Genomic DNA, 819 nt, shown 5'->3' on the forward strand with positions numbered 1-819 from the left:
GCCTGTCCGCGGCCTTCCGGTTGTCGGCCCGGCAGCTCGGCACCGCGGAGGCCCGGCTGTTCGGGCTGCTGGCCCTGCACCCGGGCAGCGACCTCGACGTGCGCGCGGCGAGCGCGCTGGGCGGGTTCCCGCCGCGGGAGACCGACCGGCTGCTCGACCGGCTCCACGACGCGTACCTGGTCACCCAACCCGCGACCGACCGCTACGGCTTCCACGACCTCCTGCGCGTGTTCGCCGCCGGGACCCCGCTGGCCGAGGGCGAGCGGGAGCGGGCGTTCGGCAGGCTCGCCGCGTTCGCTGTCCGCGAGGCCGAGCGGGCCGACCGGGAACTGGCGCCGCAGCGCTACCGCCCGGAGATCGCCTACCCCGACGGCCTTCCCGAGCCGGCTCCGCTCGACGGCGTCGCGTGGTTCCGCGCGGAGTGGCCGAACCTGGTGGCGCTGTGCCGCCGGGCCGGCGAGCTGGGCGAGTACGACCGGTGCTGGCAGCTCGCGTTCTGCCTGCGCGGCTACTTCTTCCTGGCGAAGCTGTGGGACCCGTGGATCGCGACGCACCGCTGGGCCCGCGCGGCGGCCGAAGCGGCGGGCGACCGGTGGGCGCTGGCGACGACGACGGCCAACCTCGGCGTCGCGCTGGTCGACCGCGGCGACCTCGACGGGGCGTCGGAGTGCTACCGCGAAGCCCTGCGGGAGTACCGCGCGATCGGCGACCGCCACGGCGAGGCCACCGCGCTCGCGCACGACGCCTGGGCCGCCCACTACCGCGGGGAGCACGCCGCCGCCCTGCGCGGATTCCGGACGGCGCTGGAGTTCTACGAGC

At 76.8% G+C, this 819-nt stretch carries 1 pseudogene; it reads left to right on the forward strand.

The features are described 5' to 3' along the window. Positions 1 to 819, forward strand: a pseudogene (locus G3I65_RS31005) (hypothetical protein); the annotation flags it as partial.

This window comes from Amycolatopsis sp. SID8362, assembly GCF_010550475.1.
Taxonomy (GTDB): domain Bacteria; phylum Actinomycetota; class Actinomycetes; order Mycobacteriales; family Pseudonocardiaceae; genus Amycolatopsis; species Amycolatopsis eburnea.